This window comes from Amycolatopsis sp. NPDC005003 (assembly GCF_053600695.1).
This window is the reverse complement of the sequence record NZ_JBSGAI010000008.1, coordinates 234,727-249,946: the sequence shown is the minus strand read 5'-3', so window position 1 is coordinate 249,946 and position 15,220 is coordinate 234,727. Positions and strand designations below refer to the sequence as shown.

Annotated in this window: 17 protein-coding genes and 1 pseudogene; 9 read left to right on the top strand and 9 right to left on the bottom strand. The window is 70.3% G+C overall.

From position 1 onward, the window contains the following. Nucleotides 1-172 precede the first annotated feature (172 nt). The 5 genes from ACWED2_RS12890 to ACWED2_RS12870 all read right to left on the bottom strand — a co-directional run bounded on the left by ACWED2_RS12890 (nt 173) and on the right by ACWED2_RS12870 (nt 4,908). Nucleotides 173-931: an IclR family transcriptional regulator gene (locus tag ACWED2_RS12890; RefSeq protein ID WP_449690615.1), complete on the bottom strand. Its 759-nt coding sequence runs from the start codon at nt 929-931 to the stop codon at nt 173-175. Between the two features lie 60 nt (nt 932-991). Continuing rightward, the gene (locus tag ACWED2_RS12885) at nt 992-1,945 is read right to left on the bottom strand and encodes a quinone oxidoreductase family protein (protein WP_449690614.1); all 954 of its coding nucleotides are present in this window, start codon (nt 1,943-1,945) and stop codon (nt 992-994) included. Next, nucleotides 1,942-2,799 (bottom strand): alpha/beta fold hydrolase, encoded by an 858-nt coding sequence (locus ACWED2_RS12880; RefSeq protein ID WP_449690613.1) that lies wholly within the window; start codon nt 2,797-2,799, stop codon nt 1,942-1,944. The genes ACWED2_RS12885 and ACWED2_RS12880 overlap by 4 nt, the downstream gene beginning before the upstream one ends. Nucleotides 2,800-2,905: 106 nt before the next feature. Beyond that, a complete protein-coding gene (locus ACWED2_RS12875; RefSeq protein WP_449690612.1) occupies nt 2,906-3,772 on the bottom strand; it encodes an alpha/beta fold hydrolase in 867 nt (288 codons plus the stop codon). Then, a complete protein-coding gene (locus ACWED2_RS12870; protein ID WP_449690611.1) occupies nt 3,769-4,908 on the bottom strand; it encodes a M20 family metallopeptidase in 1,140 nt (379 codons plus the stop codon). Before ACWED2_RS12870 ends, ACWED2_RS12875 begins: the two co-directional genes overlap by 4 nt. A gap of 151 nt (nt 4,909-5,059) precedes the next feature. Here ACWED2_RS12870 and ACWED2_RS12865 point away from each other — a divergent pair, with 151 nt between their 5' ends. Next, the gene (locus ACWED2_RS12865) at nt 5,060-5,722 is read left to right on the top strand and encodes an IclR family transcriptional regulator (protein WP_449690610.1); all 663 of its coding nucleotides are present in this window, start codon (nt 5,060-5,062) and stop codon (nt 5,720-5,722) included. An 86-nt stretch (nt 5,723-5,808) separates the two neighbouring features. Then, complete coding sequence (locus ACWED2_RS12860) at nt 5,809-6,066, top strand: oxidoreductase C-terminal domain-containing protein (protein ID WP_449690609.1); 258 nt, start codon at nt 5,809-5,811, stop codon at nt 6,064-6,066. A 79-nt stretch (nt 6,067-6,145) separates the two neighbouring features. Here the strand turns inward: ACWED2_RS12860 and ACWED2_RS12855 are convergent, their stop codons facing one another. Both ACWED2_RS12855 and ACWED2_RS12850 read right to left on the bottom strand, forming a co-directional pair. Beyond that, nucleotides 6,146-6,805 (bottom strand): TetR/AcrR family transcriptional regulator, encoded by a 660-nt coding sequence (locus ACWED2_RS12855; protein WP_449690608.1) that lies wholly within the window; start codon nt 6,803-6,805, stop codon nt 6,146-6,148. A gap of 10 nt (nt 6,806-6,815) precedes the next feature. Beyond that, nucleotides 6,816-8,066 (bottom strand): cytochrome P450, encoded by a 1,251-nt coding sequence (locus ACWED2_RS12850; RefSeq protein WP_449690607.1) that lies wholly within the window; start codon nt 8,064-8,066, stop codon nt 6,816-6,818. Nucleotides 8,067-8,186: 120 nt separating this feature from the next. On the opposite strand from ACWED2_RS12850, the gene ACWED2_RS12845 reads away from it, so the two are divergent. The 3 genes and pseudogenes from ACWED2_RS12845 to ACWED2_RS12835 all read left to right on the top strand — a co-directional run bounded on the left by ACWED2_RS12845 (nt 8,187) and on the right by ACWED2_RS12835 (nt 10,010). Then, nucleotides 8,187-8,384 (top strand): ferredoxin, encoded by a 198-nt coding sequence (locus tag ACWED2_RS12845; protein WP_449690606.1) that lies wholly within the window; start codon nt 8,187-8,189, stop codon nt 8,382-8,384. A 1,109-nt stretch (nt 8,385-9,493) separates the two neighbouring features. Next, nucleotides 9,494-9,607 (top strand): annotated as a pseudogene (locus tag ACWED2_RS12840) (hypothetical protein); the annotation flags it as partial. Continuing rightward, a complete protein-coding gene (locus tag ACWED2_RS12835; RefSeq protein WP_449690623.1) occupies nt 9,597-10,010 on the top strand; it encodes an amidohydrolase family protein in 414 nt (137 codons plus the stop codon). The pseudogene ACWED2_RS12840 and the gene ACWED2_RS12835, both read left to right, overlap by 11 nt. A 22-nt stretch (nt 10,011-10,032) precedes the next feature. On the opposite strand, the gene ACWED2_RS12830 is transcribed toward ACWED2_RS12835, so the two are convergent. Next, nucleotides 10,033-10,665 (bottom strand): TetR/AcrR family transcriptional regulator, encoded by a 633-nt coding sequence (locus tag ACWED2_RS12830; RefSeq protein ID WP_449690605.1) that lies wholly within the window; start codon nt 10,663-10,665, stop codon nt 10,033-10,035. A 73-nt stretch (nt 10,666-10,738) separates the two neighbouring features. Here ACWED2_RS12830 and ACWED2_RS12825 point away from each other — a divergent pair, with 73 nt between their 5' ends. Continuing rightward, nucleotides 10,739-11,023, top strand: coding sequence for a hypothetical protein (locus ACWED2_RS12825; protein ID WP_449690604.1), 285 nt, complete (start codon nt 10,739-10,741; stop codon nt 11,021-11,023). Between the two features lie 189 nt (nt 11,024-11,212). On the opposite strand, the gene ACWED2_RS12820 is transcribed toward ACWED2_RS12825, so the two are convergent. Next, complete coding sequence (locus ACWED2_RS12820) at nt 11,213-11,863, bottom strand: TetR/AcrR family transcriptional regulator (protein WP_449690603.1); 651 nt, start codon at nt 11,861-11,863, stop codon at nt 11,213-11,215. 109 nt (nt 11,864-11,972) lie between these two features. Between ACWED2_RS12820 and ACWED2_RS12815 the strand changes: the two genes are divergently transcribed. The 3 genes from ACWED2_RS12815 to ACWED2_RS12805 all read left to right on the top strand — a co-directional run bounded on the left by ACWED2_RS12815 (nt 11,973) and on the right by ACWED2_RS12805 (nt 15,176). Then, nucleotides 11,973-12,806 carry an FAD-dependent oxidoreductase gene (locus ACWED2_RS12815; protein ID WP_449690602.1) on the top strand — a complete coding sequence of 278 codons (834 nt, stop codon included), beginning with the start codon at nt 11,973-11,975 and terminating at the stop codon, nt 12,804-12,806. A 494-nt stretch (nt 12,807-13,300) separates the two neighbouring features. After that, on the top strand, nt 13,301-14,518 hold the full coding sequence (locus ACWED2_RS12810) for a sensor histidine kinase (protein ID WP_449690601.1): 1,218 nt from the start codon (nt 13,301-13,303) through the stop codon (nt 14,516-14,518). Continuing rightward, the gene (locus tag ACWED2_RS12805) at nt 14,511-15,176 is read left to right on the top strand and encodes a response regulator transcription factor (protein ID WP_449690600.1); all 666 of its coding nucleotides are present in this window, start codon (nt 14,511-14,513) and stop codon (nt 15,174-15,176) included. Before ACWED2_RS12810 ends, ACWED2_RS12805 begins: the two co-directional genes overlap by 8 nt. Nucleotides 15,177-15,220: the final 44 nt, after the last annotated feature.

The following is a 15,220-nucleotide window of genomic DNA, read 5'->3' as shown; positions in this document are numbered from 1 at the left end:
AAGAAGCCCTCGACTGCGCCTGCCGCCTCTACCTGGACAACCCCTACTGATCCGGGGTCGACACGACCCCCGAAGAACTTCCGAAACCGACCACTTAGTTCGTGCAGCGGCTACCCAGCGATCGTCGGGCTCGTAGCGGACGACGGTGGGCCAAGCGCTCATCGAAACAGGTTCAAGCGGTGTGTGTTGTGTGTCGAAGCGCGCTGACCGTCTTGGTGATCCGGCGGCCGACCATGGTCAGCAGTCCGGCGTATTTGGTGACGTCGGCGCGGAACAGCGGTGCGGTGATCGACAGCGCTCCGGTCGTCAGGCCGGTCGCGCCGTTCAGGGGGATGGCCACGCTCACGAAGCCGACGCGGGTCTGCTCGTATTCGACCGCGTAGCCGTTCGCGCGGGCGCGGGCCAGTTCGTTCACCAGGAGGCCGGGTGCGTTGACCGTGTGGGGCGTCAGCCGGTCGAGGGGCGACGCCATCACCTCGTCGACCAGGGCGCGCGGGCCGAAGGCCAGCAGGACCTTGCCGGTGGCGGTGCAGTGCATCGGCATCCGGCCGGCCACCCGGGACGGCTTCGTCACCTCGCCGTGGCCGGACACCTTCTCCAGGTACAGGACCTCCCGCCCGTCGGGGACGGCGAGGTGGATCGTCTCGTTCGTCGCCTGGTAGAGGTCCTCCATATACGGCCTCGCGGCGGTGCGGAGGATGCGCTGGCGAGGCACTCGCTGGCCGATTTCGAACAGGCGGATCCCGAGCCAGTAGTCGCTGCCGCGGCGCTCCAGCACGCCCCAGGTGAGCAGCTCCTGAGCCAGCCGGTGCACGGACGCCTTCGCGACGCCGGAGCGGCGGGCCAGTTCGGTGAGGCTCAGGTGCTCGTCGTCGGGGCCGAACGCCTCCAGGATGAGCTGGACCTTGCCGAGGACGCTGTTCGCCACCATGGGTTCAGGTTCGGTCAGCGGAACCGGTCCGGCCAACGGACCGGTCCGCTCACCGAACCATCAGGGGACGAGGACCGCGCGGCCGCGGACCCGGCCGGCCCGCAGGTCTTCCAGCGCCAGTGCCGCGTCGGCGAACTCGTACTTCTGCACGGCCACCGACAACTCGCCCGCGGACAGCTTCTTGACGAGGTCGCCGGCGACGTCGCGGGCCCGGCGCTCCTGCCGGATCATGTTGACCGGCAGCAACGCGACGTCGTCGAGGAGCCAGGACGGCAGGTCGACGCGGACTTCGGTGCCGGTCACGTAGCCGATCACCGCCGCTCGTCCGCCCGGCCGGACCCAGCGCGTGCGGGCCACGAGGCCGTCACCGCCGAGGGTGTCCACCAGCAAGGACGCCGGGCGGTCCGTGGCGAGCCGGTCGACGTCCCCGGTGGCGTCGAGGCAGACCCCGGTGACGCCTTCGGGTACGTCGGCGAGCTGGTCCTCGCGGCCGACGATGCCGGTGACCTTCGCGCCGGCGAGCAGGGCCTGCTGGGCCACCATCGACCCGACCGCGCCGGCGGCGCCGACGACGACCACCTCCTCGTCCTCGCTCAGCCGGGCCACGTCGTGCAGGACCACGAACGCGGTCGTCGCCGGCACGAAGAACGTCGCCGCGACCTCGGGGGCCAGCGGGGCGTTCAGCCGGGTCACGGCCTTGGCCGGCACACTCACCCGTTCGGTCCACGTCCCGTCACGCAGCAAGCCGAGACCTCCGCCGCGCAGCATCACCTGGGTCCCTGGCTCGAGGCCGGAGTCCACATCGGACTCGACGACGATTCCCGCGCCCTCCACGCCGCCGGTGTAGGGCAGAGCCGGCTTCAGGCCGAAGGTGCCGCTCGCAACCGTGACGTCCAGGTGGGCCACCGCCGCCGCCTGGACGTCGACGAGCACCTCGCCCTCGGCCCGCGCCGGTTCGGCGACCTCGTCGATCACCGGGGCCGAGCCCCAGGTGTGGAACCGTGCGGCCCTCATGCGGCGGTGACCTTGCGGAGGAATTCCAGGCTCAGCGGGTTGTAGCGGGCGGCCTGCTCGTGCTGCGGCCAGTGACCGCATTCTTCGAACAGCTCCAGCTGCGAGCCGGGAATGTTCTCGTGCATCTTCGCGGCCTCCGGAACCTCACCGAACGGGTTCTGACGGCCCCACACGATCAGCGTCGGCTGCGTGATCCGGACCAGCTGCTCCGGACGCAACAGGTTGCGCTGCCGCCGTTCCATGTTCTGCAATGACAGCAGATTATCCACATTGGCCACGAACTCCGGGGTGTGGTAGATCGCGTGCCGGACCTCGACGAGCTCTTCGGTGGCGTTTTCCTCGCTCGCCATGAGCAGCCGCAAGCGTTTGCGCGTCAGCTCGACGTCGTCGGTGGCGACGGCGTTCTTCGTGCTGGTGCGGATCCGGTCCATGACCTCGGGGTTGGCCACGGTCCCGCCGGCGCACAGCAGCTGCAGGCTCAGCACCCGCTCCGGGTGGTCGACCGCGGCGCGTGCCCCGACCCAGCCACCCAAGGACTCGCCGACGATGTGCGCGGCCCGGATGCCGACGGCGTCGAAGTAGTCCAGGAGGTGCTTCACGTAGTCGGCGATCTCGTAGGGCTGGGCGGGCTTGCCGGTGTAGCCGTGGCCCAGCATGTCGATCGCGTGGACGTCGAATTCGCTGTGCGCCACGATGTTGCGGGCGAACGCTTCCAGGTGCCCGCTGGTGCCGTGCAGGAACACGACGGCTTCGGCGTCCGGGTTCCCGGCCCGCAGCGTCCTGGTGGGGACGCCGGCGGCGTCGACGTACTCGACGCGGTGCGCGATGGGGCTGAGCTCGGTCCAGATGCTCACGCGTGCTCCTTGGTGTTGATGCGGTGGACTTGGGTGTTGCTGTGGGCGGCGAGCTTGCGCAGGGCGGCCAGCGTCGCGGCCGCGAGAGTCAGGGCGAGCAGGACCTTCATGCCGGAACTCCTTGCGGGACCAGGGACCGGAAGAAGCCGTCGACCACCGCGTGGTAGGCGTGCGGGCGTTCTTCCTGCAGGTGGTGGGACACGTGGTCCATGACGTGCAGGTTGCCGTTCGGCACCATGCGCGCCAGCATCAGCGGGTAGTCGGGCGTGAGGAACGCGTCCTGCATGCCCCAGATGAACAGCGTGGGCGCCTGGATCCGGCCGAGTTCGTCGGTGAGGTCCTGCCAGTCGCCGCGCGGGGAGTCCGACATGGCGGCCAGCTCGCGCTCGCCGGGGTCGAGGCTCTGCTCGTACCGCAGGTCGAGGGTCTCTTCGGGGAGCTGGTCGCCGTCGTACCACTCGAGGCTGGTGATCAGGCGGCGCATCTTCTCGCGCGTCGGCCCTTCGCCGCCGTAGTAGGCGTCGCGGGCGTTGCGACCGCGGCGGCCGCCTTCGGGCAGGGGAGCCAGGGGCCCGTAGAAGACGGGCATGCTGCCGGTGACGACCTGCGAGCGCACCCGGTCCGGGTACTTCGCCGCCAGGTTGAGGGCGATCGTGCCGCCCCAGGAGTTGCAGACGAAATCGGCGCGCTCGACGCCCAATGTGTCCAGGAGGGCGACGGTCTTGGCTGCGTGGTGGTCCCACATCGGGCCGGTGATCGGCGTCTTCGCCGAGCGGCCGTACTGGTGGATGTCGACGAGCAGGCACCGCCGGTCCTCGGCGAACAAGGGCGCCACCGGCCCGAAATCACTCCACGCGGTGCAGCCGGGGCCACCACCGTGCAGGAACACGGTGTCCGGGCCGGACCCGAGGTCGTGGTAGTGGTAGGTGACGCCACCGCCGTCGGCGTAGTGGCTCTCGGGGGGTGGGGTCATGCTGTTTCCTTCCCGGTGGTGGAGAGGGTCGTGCGGGCGAGGACCTCGCACAGGCGGCGCATCGCGCGGACGTCGACGGTGTTCATGCCGCGGCTGAAGTCGTCGGAGGCCGCCTTCGGCATGCCGGTCCGGACGGTCGGGATGCCGCGGGCGCGCAGGATGTTCGCGTCCGTGGCCCCGCTGTTGTCCGGCACCGGCTCGTGCGGACGGCCGGAAGCTGCTTCCCACGCCTCGATCGCGGTCCGCACGATCGGCGAGTCGGGGGAGGTCGACGTGCCGGGAATGGCCAGGACCGTTTCGAGCTCCACGTCGAACTGGTCCAGGAACGCGGCCAGCTCCCGCTTGACGGACAACGGTGTCGTGCCCGGGGCGATCCGCACATCGAGGCGGATCCGGCAGGCCGCCGGGGTGACGGCGAGCATGCGCTCCCAGCCGCCCGCGATCGAGCCGATGACCCCTTGCGGGGCGGCGGTCGCCGTGCGGTGGCGCGCGGGGTAGTCGGCGAGCCACCGCTCGAGGCGGGTCACGACGTCGGCGGCGGTGACGATCGGGTTGCGGTAGGGCAGCCGGTGGCGGCTGCCGGCGTAGGTGTGGATGCCGGGCACGGTGATCTCGAACCAGCACAGCCCGACCTCGTCGTGGGCGACGAAGTCCCCGGGCTTCGCGATCACCGCGTAGTCGGTGTGCCAGCCGCGCTCGAGCAGGAACGAGCAGCCGACGCCTTGCCCGGTGTTGGCCCGCGCGGGGTAGCCCGGCGCCTCCACGGCGTTGGTCGGCATCCCGCCCGCGCCGAACGCCACGACGACGTCACCGGCCAGCTCGGGCCGAATCGCACCTAACGCCTCGGCGAGCACGAGGATGCAGGCCGCGTGGCCCTTGGGGTTGCTCGCCCCGAGTCCGGAGACGAACGGACCTTCGTCGCGAGGCTCGGGTCGCATGTCCGGCCGCAGCTCCGGCCCGATCCACGGGACGTCCAATTCGGACGGACCGGTGGTGAGGGTGTCGATCGGGGCGTACAGCATCAGGTCCTCGCCGCCGCCGGAGCCGCGCAGGCGGCCGACGGCGTTGGCCTGGAACTCGTCGAGGTGCTGGGCTCGGGCGGCGAACCCGGCGCCCGACAGCCGCGAGGCGAGCATCCGGGCGAGGGGTGCTTCGCGGCCGGTCGGGCTCGGGATCGCCGTGACCGCGTGCGCTGCTTCGCGAAGCCTGTCTTCGGTGACACTCGCTGGACTTGGATCTTGCCGGATGGTGATAATCACGGCTCGTTCCGAGCCGCGAGGAGGTGCCATGTCCACCGAGGACGACGGCCGGCCCAATTCGGTGCTCGGCAAGGCGCAGCTGCTGCTCGGCGCCTTCGAGTCCGGCGCCTACCAGCTGGGGCTCACCGACCTGAGCCGCCGCTCCGGCGTGCCGAAGGCGTCGGCCTACCGCCTCGCGCAGGAGCTGGTCGAGTGGGGGCTGCTGGAGCGCCGCGGCGAGTGCTACCAGCTCGGGCTGCGGATGTTCGAACTCGGCCAGCGGGTACCGGCCTCGGCGGTACTGCGCGCGGTCGCCCGGCCCGCGCTGGCCGACCTGTTCGCCGCCACCCGGGCCACGATCCACCTGGCCGTGCTCGACGGTGTCCACGTGCTCTTCCTGGAGAAGGTCGCGGGCGAGGCCAACATCCACTCGCACTCCCGGGTCGGCGGGCGGCTGCCCGCACCGGGCACGGCGACGGGCAAGGTGCTGCTCGCCTCCTCCCCTGACCTCGAAGACCATCTCGCCCGGTTCAGCGAAGCCGGGCTGACCCACCTGACGTCCCGCACGGTGTCCTCCGTGGACGATCTGCGCAAGCAGCTGACCGTGGTCCGGGCGAAGGGGTTCGCCCTGGAGATCGAGGAGACGATGCCCGGGGTCGGCGGCGCTCACTCAAGCTGCAGGTCGGTGGCGAACTTCAGGATGGGGTTGTAGATCAACTCGGTCCTCGGAACGCTTGTCTGCGCGTCGAGCACCGTCTCAACGCGACGGAACAGGGCCGCGCGGTTGCGAAGTCCATTTTGGACTCCACTTTCCGGTACGTCCCCGCCGTGCCCTACTTCTGGTCCGACCAGTACGACCTGAAGATCCAGTCCTTCGGATCGCCCGGCCCGGACGACGAGTTCGTCGTCGCGGAGGGATCGCTCGCCGAGCGGCGCTTCGCCGGGGCGTACCTGCAGGCCGGAGTGGTGACCGGCGCACTGGGTGCCGGCCTGCCGCGCGAGCTGCGCGCCTGGCGGACCCGCGTCGGCCGACCCCTGCCACGCGGTAGTTCCTGACCGTCCCTCGAATCCGCCGGCGCTCCGCCGAGCTGGGTCCGCGGCGTTCTTCGCGGGCTTCCCGGCACGAGCGGGACGGTCAGCCGGGGTACGTGTGGGGGGCGGTGAGCATGCCGGTGACGGCGTCGACGACGAATTCGCCGACGGATCGCCATGAGGATCCCGGTGGCCGGGTGCCGGTGTGGAGCTGCTCCTCGTACCCGGCGCAGGCGCGCGCGGTGAGTGTGCTGACGAGTTCCGCGCGGAATTCCAGGATCCGGCGTTCCACACCGGGGATGGAATCGAGCAGTGCTTCCCAGGTCTCGGTGGTGCTCGGGGTGGCGCGTGCCTCCTCCGCCAGCACGCCACGCCAGACGGGGTCGGTGATGGCGTGCAGGTTGAAGCGCGCGTACCAGGTGGGGGCCGGAAGTTCGGCGAGATGCAGAGCCGTGGGGAAGACGGTCAGCCACACCAGGTCCCGGACGCTGCGCGGGTGGGGCGTCTCGCGCAGCAGGTTCTTGCGGATCCGGTCGATCTCGTCGTAGTGGTCGCGGACCAGAGCGCGGATCAGGCCCGTCTTGTCCCCGAAGTGGTAACCGACGGCGTAATTGTTGGCGGTGCCCGTCAGTTCCGCGACTTTGCGGTTCGACACGGCGGCGATGCCGTTCTCGGCATACAGGCGTTCCGCCTGCCGCAGGAGCAGCTCCCTGGTACCGGAGTGCTGTGGGCGCTCCGCCGCCGCCCGTGTCGCTTCGCTCATGAGGCGTCGTTTACCAGGTCACGGGGATCTCGTCAAAACTTCCGCTGACCAGCCCCTCGCGGTGCCGCAGCTCCCCGGCGGGTACCGCCAGCCGCAGGCCGGGCAGACGGTCGAGCAGTGTCGCGAAGGCCACCTGGAGTTCGGTACGGGCCAGGCTTTGCCCCAGGCACGCGTGCGGACCGGCGCCGAAGGAGAGGTGCCTGTTGGGCGATCGGGAGAAATCGAGCTGATCGGCGTCGGTGAAGGCGGTCTCGTCCCGGTTGGCCGCGGGCAGGGAGGCGACGACCGTGGTGCCCGCGGAAATGGTCTGCCCGCCGAGTTCGACGTCTTCGGTGAGGTAACGCGGCAAGCCGAAGCCGCGGTTGACGTCGTACCGGAGCAGCTCTTCGATCACGGTGGGCAGCAGACTGCGGTCGTCCTTCAGGCGCTCCCACCGTGCGCGGTCCTCCAGCAGGACCGCGGTCATCTTGCCGATCATGGAGGAGGTCGTCTCGTGGCCCGCCGCCAGCAACGCCCGCCCGGTCGTGAGGAGTTCCTCCTCGGTCAGGCCGTCCTCGGTGCCGCAGGTCGCGGTCAGCATGCTCAACAGGTCGTCACCCGGCTCCTCGCGGCGCCAGGCGACCTGCTTGACCAGGTAGGCGTCGAAGTCCGCCAGCCCGGCGCGGATCTCCTCCGTGCCGTAGCGATCAAGGCTGAACATGAGCTGTGACCAGTACCCGAGCCGGTCCCAGTCCTCCGCCGGCACGCCGAGCAGCAGCCCGATGACCTGCACGGGCAGGGGGAAGGCAAACGCCGTCACCAGATCGGCCGGGCGTGAGCCGCGCTCCATGTCGTCGACGAGGCCGTGCGCGATTTCGCGGATGCGGTCCTGAAGCGCTGTCATCCGTTTGGCCGTGAAGTAGCGGCCCACCAGCCTGCGCCACTTCTGGTGCGCTTCTCCGCTGCTGGACGGGCCCACCCGGCTGGCAGTGGCGAACGGCCCTCCGGTCTCGTCGGCGGTGAGCCGCGCCGCTCCCGGGACGCTCAGGTCGCGGGAGAAGCGGCCGACGTCCGAGAGGGCGGTGCGGACGTCCTCGTACCGGGTGAGCACCCGGACAGCGTGGCCGCTGGTGCGCAAGGAAACCTCCGGGATCGGGCAGCCGGGCGCCCGCAGCTGCGCCCACTCGGCCGGGGGACGCAGCGGATGCTCGAACGGGAAGGGATACGCCGACGTCACCGGGCAGCCAGGGCTCTGCCGCGCAGTCGTGTCCTCGTGCTCCATGGTTTCTCCACCTTCCAACTTGTTGTGGATAAAGACAGTTAGTCACTTGCGCGCGATCAAGTCAAGTGACTTAATGGAGGTGAAGGCTGTTCCGCGTTGACCGAGAAGGAGAGCGTGCCGATGAAGATCGCTGTCGACGAGGCGAAGTGCTGCGGTGCGGGCCAGTGTGTCCTGATCGTCCCCGAGGTGTTCGATCAGCGGGAGGACGACGGCGTCGCCGAGGTGCTGGAACCTTCGCCGGCACCGGAGTTCCACGTACGCGTCCGCGAGGCGGCGGCGGTCTGCCCGGCCGCCGCCATCCAAGTGATCGAGGCGTGACCGCCTCGCGACCATCACCGTGAAAGAGCTGCCTGCACCATGTCAGACGGATCAACGGTCGCCGAGTCCGCGGCACCGGCCAGAATCACTGGCCTGGCCGAGAACCTGTGGTTTCCGGCCTTGTTCTTCTTCGGCTTCCTCTTCTGCTACCTCTTGCCGTTCCACAGCCCCGAGCCGCACCACGTCAAGGTCGCGGTGTCCCCACCCGCCGCGGCGGCCGCGATCGGCGCCGGACTCGACGCACGGGCACCCGGCACGTTCGACATCATCCCGGCCTCGGACGCCGGCCAGGCCCGCCGGACAGTTCTGGACCGGCACGCCGACGCGGCCTACGCGGTCGCCGCCGGCGGCGGCTCGGGGACCCTGTATACCGCGAGGGCCGACGGTGTCTACACAAGCGAGACGGTGAACGCCGTCTTCACGCCGATCGCGCGGGCTCGGCACACCGACCTGTCCACAGTGGAGCTCGTCCCCACCGCACCCGGCGATGTGACCGGAACCGGCCTGTTCCACCCGGCCATGACGTGGAACCTCGTCCCCTGCATCACCGTCATGATGCTGATGCGCGCCACCTCGCTCAGTCACCGGGCCAAGCTGCTCACCCTCGCGGCGGTCGGGGTCTTCGTCAGTGTCGTCGGCTCCCTCGTCGCCCACGCGATGGACGCCGTGCCCGGTAAACCGCTGGCGATCCTCTACGGCTTCCTCGCCACGCAGGCGGTCGCCTGGACGGTCTACGGCCTGATTCCGTTCGTACGGCAGTACATTCCCGGTGTCGCCATGACGCTCTTCGTGCTGCTTTCCATTCCCTCCAGCGGAGGAGTCATACCCTGGCAGATGGTGCCGGGCTTCTTCCGCTGGCTGCACCCCGTGCTGCCCCTCGGTAATCTCGTCGATGCGCTGCGAGGCATTTTCTACTTCGGCGGTAAGGAACTCCTCCGTCCCACCCTGGTCATCGGCGGGTGGATCCTGCTCGGCATGGCACTGGTCGCGGCCGGAGCGCTGCACCGGCGAGACGACGGCTCCGGCGAACCGGGCGCCGAGGAACTCGTCGAGGATCCCGTACTCGAGGCGCCGACCACGCGCGGTGGCCCTTCGGTGACGGATTCCCCATGCTGCGCGGTTCAGCCACCGACAGCGAGGGACATCCCGTCGAGGGCGCCGCCGTCACCATCACCGACACCCGAGGCCGTCAGCTCCTGCGCACGCACACCGATGCCCTGGGACGCTACGCGATCGCCGGCCTGCCCGAGGACGTCGTCACCGTCATCCTCACAACCCCGCACCGGATACCCGCGGCCGCGCGGCAGCGACTGGCCGGTCACCAGCGCGGATCCACTGGCGGGCATTCACGTCGCGGTCAACCGCGCCGGGCACGAGGCCCCTCCGGGCACGCCACTCCTGGCGGCGGGGCAGGCGTTGCCGCTGCCAGGGGCGCTGCCGGCCTACACCGCGGGCAGCGCCTGGATCAACCACGTCGAGCACCTCGCCGGCACGATCCGCACCGGGATGCGCGCCGATCTGGTCGTCCTCGATCGCGACCCGTTCGAGGGCCCGGCGGAAGAGCTCGCTCACGCCCGCGTCGATCGCATCTACGTCGACGGCCAGCTGGTCCACCGGTCCGGCTGACTGCGTGGGTCCGCAAACCGGTTCACCACTGCAGAACGGCCGCGGCCCAGGACATGGCCACCTCGCAAGCCGTCTCGGGCGTGACGCTGGCGTCCTCGAGGGCGACCTGGATCATCAAGCCGTCCAGGAGGGCGCCGAACCCGACGGCGAAGCGTTCGAGCTCGCGGGGAGCGGTGCCGGGACCGGCCGCGACGCCGGCGATCAAGGACCGCCACCGCTCGTCCTGCGCGGCGCGGGCCGAGGCCACCCTGGCGTGTCTGGTGGCCTGTGACCACGTGTCGATCCACAGCGCCGCCAGCTGCCGGTTGCCGTGATCGGCAGGGGAGAGCACCCACTCGACCAGGCTGCGTAGCCGGCCCTGGGGAGTTTCCCCGGTGGTCACGATCTGCTCGGCCGCCGAGTAGAACGCGGCCTCGGCGTGTTCGAGCGCCTCGACCAGCAGGCTGTCGAGGGTCCGGAAGTGGTAGATGATCGTCCCGCCGCTGACACCCGCTCGCGCGGCGATGTGGGCGACGCGTGTGTCGTCGAACCCGCGCTCGCAGATGACCTCGGTCGCGGCCTGCAGAATCTGCAGCCGGCGACCGTCCGCGGCATCGAGGAGGCGCCTGTCGGGTACCGCCTGGGGCGGCCCTGATGCGAATCGCCCGCGGGGCACCGTTCCTCCTGTTCCCGGCCTCGACCGACCAGCTCCTTGACACTCCACTCTAGCCTGTTCAGACTCTGACTGAATGTTCATTGGTCGGCGCCTGTCCCACAGCGGCGAGACGGATGACACCTCGAGACTGCTCGCCCAGGTCATCCAGCAGCAGGAGATCTCCCTGAAACGCCAGCGGCGCAGCGCCGAGATGGGCGCCGAGGCGATGAAATACCTGGCCGGCGGGGCGACCTCGAGCTGGCAGATCGCGAAGCCGCAAGCCGTGTGGATGAGCCGCGGCATCGGGTCGAAGGTGTACGACGTCGACGGCAACGAGTACGTCGACATGCACGGCGGCTGGGCCTTCGCGTCTGCTTGATCGGGATCATGCGGGGTCTGCGAGGTCCGCGGCCGTGCGTTCCGCGATGTTCAACGCCGGGTCTGCGGCTGCCGTGCGAAGCCGGATGATCATCCGCGACTACCGCTTGAACCCGACGCCGCGCAGGCCCTGTGATCGTCCGAGCTGGTGGCCGGGCTGCTTAACCGGGCAGTGTGCTGCCGGAGGGGTTTACCGGCCTCCCAACAGGTAGCGCACCGCCAGTTCCCCCAGGTCGAGGACGTACCGCTGGTCGTCGACCGGGACAGGGGTGGCGAACGCGGGGCCGTAGGCGATGCGGATCATCGAGGCGGCGAAGAGGGTGTCGAAGCAGGACCGGATCGCGGCTTCCGGGTCGTCGTGCGTGATCGTGCCCGTCAGGGCGCGCAGGACCGTCGCGAATTTCTCCCCCAGTTCCCGGCTGTATCGGGAGCCGCGCCGCCGGATCTCGGGGTGCGCGGCCGAGGTGAGGACGATGGCCCGGAGGAACCGTGTGTGACGCAGCGAGATGCCGACCATCTCCGCCACGGCGGAGCGCACGAGCTCGGCCGGCTCCAGCCCGGCCCAGCGGTCCACCTCGGCGAAAACCGCCTGCTCGGCGAGCAGGCGGGCGATGCCGTGCTCGTAGACCGCCAGGAACAGGGCGTCCTTCGTACTCGTACGGGCGTAGATGGCAGGAGGGGCGACCCCCGCCCGAGCGCACACGGCCGCGATCGTGAACGCCTCGTACCCGCCGTCCTCCAGGATCATCACCCCGGCGTCGAGCACCCGGTTCCAGGCCTCGCGGCTGCGGCGCTGTTTCGGCGGCCGGACCTCGAAGTCATCGGTGGCGATGTCTGCCACGCCCCATCCTCCATCGTCACCGGCTCGAGACTTGACAAAACTGTAACGGTCACTAGCGTTCCACGCTAACAGTAGTACTCGCTACTGTTTGATCGTCGCGAGGTGCCGCATGTCCTCCACCCCAACCCCGCCCGGCCGTGTCGCCGTCCTCGGCGCCGGCCCCGCCGGCATGGCCGCCGCCCTCGGCATCGCGAAGGCCGGCCACGACGTCGTCGTCTACGAGCGCTACCGGGAGGCCCGCCCGGCCGGCAACATCCTCAACCTCTGGCCCCCGCCGCTGAAGGCGCTGCACTGCCTGGGGGTGGACACCGACGACCTCGGCGCCCCCACCGACACCGAGTTCCGCAACCTCCGCGGAGAAGTCCGCGCCCACGTCAAGCTGGATGCGCAGGTCAAGCGGGCTTACGGCGGCGGCTTCATCGGCCTGCTGCGCCCGGAGCTGTACGAACGGATGCTCGCCGCCATCCCCCAGGACGTCCTGCGATTCGGCCAGCAGGTCGAGCGCATCGACCAGGACGACCGGGCGGTGACCCTGCACTTCGCCGACGGCAGCACCGCCGAGCACGACTTGCTCGTCGGCGCCGACGGCATCGACTCGCTGGTCCGCCGCACGTTGTGGGGCGACGCTCCCAAGCGCGAACACCGGCTGCACGTCTTCGGCGGCTTCACCTTCGCCGATGTCCCCGGCACCTCGCCGAACACGTCGGTCATCACCCACAGCGCGACGGTCCAGGGCAGCTGGACCTCGATCCGGCACAAGGGACGCGACGGCCACCAGTGGTGGGTACTCACCGCCACCGACCCCGACGCTCCCGCGCCGGTCGACCTCCGGGCCAAAGATGCAGCGCTACGCGGCAGCATCTCGGCTGCGAAACCCGAGAAAGCCGACTCGATGTCGTCGGGCGGCGCAGCGATTGCCTTTCCGAGCTGGGCGCCGTCGTAGAGAGCCCAGTTCGCTCCGTCTCCGTCCGGCGGTGTCAGGTGGGCGGCGTCACCGATGAGCATGGCTCCCGGCACCCGGTCCCACATGTGCCCGAGTGGCAGTCCCCAGATCGGCCGGATGACCGGCGTGGTCTCGCCGCTCGTGATCAGTTCCAGGAGTTCGGGAGCACACCCGTCGCCCAATTCTGCGGCGAGGTCGGTCAGCGCCTTGCGGCCCCAGTGGATCGTGCCGTCCGGCAGTGACTCGATGAGGATGCGACGCAGGTCCCCGCGCAGGACTTCGGGGTTGCTCAGCTCTCCGTCGTCGGGGATCTCGCCCGCCAGTGAACACCATCGTCCGCGCTGCCGACAAACTGCGAGCCGCAGTGGAGTTCTACCTCGACGATTCCACACCGCCTGCACGGGACTGACCCGAACCTCATCACCGGGGTCGGTCGGGCAATCTCGTTCTTTGGAGTGACGAACACCGGTGTGCACGCCGTTAGGGTCGGAGGGATGACGGAGGATCGCGGCTGGTCGTCTTCGGGCAGGCGTCCGTGGCACATCGACGCCGGGCTCGTCGCGCTGACGGTGTGCCCGGCGTTGCTGATGCAGCCGAGTACGGACGACTCGGCGCGGGCGTGGTGGTTGCTCGTCGGCTTCGAGGTGGTCGCCGCGGTTGCGCTGCTGGTGCGACGCACGGTGCCGGTGGCCGGGTTCCTGGTGATCATCACGACGCTCGTGGCCGCCCTCGTCGCCGGAGCGGCCGGGGACGCGAAGCTGTCCCCGCTGGTTTTCCTGTCCCTCGCCGTCGCCCTCCACGGTGTGGGCAGCTACTGCGCGAGCTGGACGCGGACCGGGCTGGCCGCGCTGGGCGGTGGCGCGGTGGTCGCCGCCGGCGTGTGGATCAACCACCTGACCACCGTCTCGGCGAACTACCAGGGCGATTCGGACGTGCTCGCCGTGCTGGTGCCGATGCCGTTGGCCTGGGCCATCGGGTTTGCCGCCCGCGGCCACCGGGCGAACCTCGCCGCGACCGAGCAGCGGGTCGAGGACGTGTTGCGCGAACAACAACTGCGTGAGCAGCAGGCTGCCCAACAGGAACGCGTGCGGATCGCCCGGGAGATGCACGACGTCGTCGCGCATTCCCTCACCTTGTTGGTGGTGCAGGCGGAAACCCTGCGCGCCCGGGGCGGTGAACTGCCGGCGTGGGCGCGTGCCCAGATCGACGGGCTCGCCGGCGCGGGCCGGCAGGCCGGCGGCGAGTTGCGGGATCTGCTGCGGGTACTGCGCGGTCCCGACGACGCGGTGCCGCTGGGACCGATGCCGGGGCTCGGCGACCTGCCCGAGCTGCTGGACCGCAGCCGGGCCGCCGGTGCGCGGATGGACGCGCGGATCGACGTCGACGCGGATGCGCTGCCCCGGCCGCTGCAGCTCACCGTCTACCGCATCGTGCAGGAGTCGCTGACCAACGCCCGCCGTCACTCGCCGGGGGCGCCGATCCGCGTCACCATTGCCGAGGAGGCCGGGCGACTGCGGTGCGAGGTGGTCAACGCGGCGCCCGCCGAGTCCGGCACGGCCGGTTTGGGGACCGGTCTCGGGCTGGTCAGCATGCGTGAGCGGGTGGCGGCGCTGGGCGGCGACCTGTGTGCCGGACCGGGCGTCGACGGCGGTTTCGCAGTGGTTGCCACGTTGCCGCTCCGCACGATGTCGCCGGCCGCCGCCGGTGTCTGAGCCGATCACCGTGGTCGTCGTGGACGACGAGCGGATCATTCGTGACGGTCTCGCCGCGATCCTGGGCAGCCAGGACGGCATCACCGTGGCCGGCACGGCCGGTGACGGTGAACAAGCCGTCGAGGTGTGCGGCCGGTGCAAGCCCGACGTGGTGATGCTGGACATCCGGATGCCGCGCCGGGACGGCCTGTGGGCGCTGGCCGAACTCGGCAGGCGCGGGCTGCTGGGGCCCGGTCGCACCCAGGCGCTCATGCTGACCACGTTCGATCTCGACGAGTACGTCGACCAGGCGCTCGCGGCCGGTGCGGCGGGTTTCCTGTTGAAGAACAGCTCCTACGAAGAACTGACCGCGGCGGTGCGGGCCGCGGCAGCCGGGCACCGCACGTTGAGCCCCGCGGTCACCCACCGGATCATCGAAAGCCATCTCGCCACCCGGGTGCGGCCGGACGACGGCGAGCTGGCCCGGCTGGCCGACCTCACCCCCCGGGAGCGGGACGTGCTGCGTCTGGTGGGCGAAGGGCTGTCCAACGCGGAGATCGCCGACCACCTCGTGGTCAGCCTGCACACGGTGAAGACGCACGTCAGCCGCATGCTCACGAAGACCGGCTGTCAGAGCCGCGCGCAGGCCGCCGTGCTCGCCCGCCGCACCCTGACCTGACTGTCATCCCTTGGAATGACGCCCACCGGGAAAACAGACCGACA

Bases quoted from the DNA above. Each gene is read 5' to 3' on its own strand.
- ACWED2_RS12890 (WP_449690615.1), bottom strand. From the start codon at position 931: ATGGTGGCGAACAGCGTCCTCGGCAAGGTCCAGCTCATCCTGGAGGCG.
- ACWED2_RS12885 (WP_449690614.1), bottom strand. From the start codon at position 1,945: ATGAGGGCCGCACGGTTCCACACCTGGGGCTCGGCCCCGGTGATCGAC.
- ACWED2_RS12875 (WP_449690612.1), bottom strand. From the start codon at position 3,772: ATGACCCCACCCCCCGAGAGCCACTACGCCGACGGCGGTGGCGTCACC.
- ACWED2_RS12870 (WP_449690611.1), bottom strand. From the start codon at position 4,908: ATGCTCGCCTCGCGGCTGTCGGGCGCCGGGTTCGCCGCCCGAGCCCAG.
- ACWED2_RS12865 (WP_449690610.1), top strand. From the start codon at position 5,060: ATGTCCACCGAGGACGACGGCCGGCCCAATTCGGTGCTCGGCAAGGCG.
- ACWED2_RS12855 (WP_449690608.1), bottom strand. From the start codon at position 6,805: ATGAGCGAAGCGACACGGGCGGCGGCGGAGCGCCCACAGCACTCCGGT.
- ACWED2_RS12850 (WP_449690607.1), bottom strand. From the start codon at position 8,066: ATGGAGCACGAGGACACGACTGCGCGGCAGAGCCCTGGCTGCCCGGTG.
- ACWED2_RS12845 (WP_449690606.1), top strand. From the start codon at position 8,187: ATGAAGATCGCTGTCGACGAGGCGAAGTGCTGCGGTGCGGGCCAGTGT.
- ACWED2_RS12835 (WP_449690623.1), top strand. From the start codon at position 9,597: ATGCCCTGGGACGCTACGCGATCGCCGGCCTGCCCGAGGACGTCGTCA.
- ACWED2_RS12825 (WP_449690604.1), top strand. From the start codon at position 10,739: ATGTTCATTGGTCGGCGCCTGTCCCACAGCGGCGAGACGGATGACACC.
- ACWED2_RS12815 (WP_449690602.1), top strand. From the start codon at position 11,973: ATGTCCTCCACCCCAACCCCGCCCGGCCGTGTCGCCGTCCTCGGCGCC.
- ACWED2_RS12810 (WP_449690601.1), top strand. From the start codon at position 13,301: ATGACGGAGGATCGCGGCTGGTCGTCTTCGGGCAGGCGTCCGTGGCAC.